The 1558-nt window shown below is 66.2% G+C and carries 1 pseudogene; it reads left to right on the top strand.

The features are described from left to right. Positions 1 to 1453, top strand: a pseudogene (locus D6M19_RS34010) (acyltransferase domain-containing protein); the annotation flags it as partial. Positions 1454 to 1558: the final 105 nt, after the last annotated feature.

Consider the following 1558-nt stretch of genomic DNA (forward strand, 5'->3'; position numbering starts at 1 on the left):
CCTCGAATCGGCCGCAGGCATCACCGGTTTCATCAAGACGGTGCTCAGTGTCAAACACGGCCACATCCCCAAACACCTCAACTTCACCACCCTCACACCCCACGCCGGCGAAGGCGCAACAAAATTCACCATCGCGACCGACGGGATGCCGTGGCCCAGCTCGGGTCCGCGGCGGGCGGGAATCTCGTCCTTCGGTGCCAGCGGGACCAACGCTCACATTGTGCTCGAACAGGCCCCCGATCCGGAACCCGTTGAACAGCAGACGGATCCACCGGTGACGACGTTGGTGGTATCGGCCAAGACCCCGGAGCGGATCGCCTCGACAGCGCGAGCGCTTGCGGAGTGGATGGTTGGTGCGGGTGTCGGGCTGGCCGATGTGGCCCACACGCTCAACCATCACCGGGCCCGGCAACCCAAGTTCGCCACCGTCTGCGCCCGCGACCGCGCCCAGGCCGTCGCCGGACTACAGGCACTCGCCGATGGCAGACCCGCCGACGGTGTGGTGCGTGCGCATGAGGGACCGTGCCGGCCGGGCACGGTGTTCGTGTACCCGGGACAGGGTCAGCAATGGGCCGGGATGGGTCGCCAGTTGTTGACCGACGAACCGGTCTTCGCCGAAGCGATCGCCGAATTGGAGCCGCTGTTCGTCGAGCATGTCGGGTTTTCTCTGCAGCAGGTCATCGCCGATGGCGAACCGGTCAGCGGGGACGCCCGATCGCAGCCGGTGATCATGGGGTTGCAGCTGGCCCTGACCCGGCTGTGGCGGTCCTACGGAGTCAACCCCGACGCGGTGATCGGCCATTCGATGGGCGAGGTGACGGCCGCGGTGGTGGCGGGCGCCTTGACGGTGGCCCAAGGGCTGCGACTGATCACGATCCGGTCGCAGTTGATGTCGCGGCTGGCCGGCCAGGGCGCCGTCGCACTCCTCGAGCTCGACGCCAAGGCCACCACGGCGTTGATCGCCGACTACCCCCAGGTGAGCCTGGCGGTCTATTCCTCCCCACGCCAAACCGTGATCGCCGGCCCGCCCGCCGACGTCGATGCGCTGATCGACATCGTCACCGCCCAGGACCGCTTCGCCCGCCGGGTGAACATGGAAGTCGCCTCGCACAACGCCCTGATGGATCCGATCCTGCGCGAACTACGTTCGGCGCTAGCCGATCTCACACCCAACACACCCACCATTCCGTTCATCTCGACCGTCACCGAGGGGGCCACCGTCCTCGACGCCGACTACTGGGTGGCCAACGTGCGCCAAGCCGTGCGGTTCAGCCAGGCCATCGCCGCGGCAGGACAGACCCATGGCACCTTCGTCGAGATCAGTGCCCACCCGACCATGTCGCACGCCATCACCGAAACCCTCGGCGAAGTCCACCACCACAGCGTGGGAACCCTATTGCGCGACGCCGACGACACCATCAGCTTCCACACGGTGAAAAACGAGAATAAGACCGACGGCCTGAACGCTCAGACGTTCTGCCTGGTGAAGTCCGCATGAGCAACACGCACATCGGCGCGCATCCGATAATCCCTCGGTTCATCCGGCTCTTCTCGGTGC

The organism is Mycolicibacterium stellerae (genome assembly GCF_003719305.1).
Lineage (GTDB): Bacteria > Actinomycetota > Actinomycetes > Mycobacteriales > Mycobacteriaceae > Mycobacterium > Mycobacterium stellerae.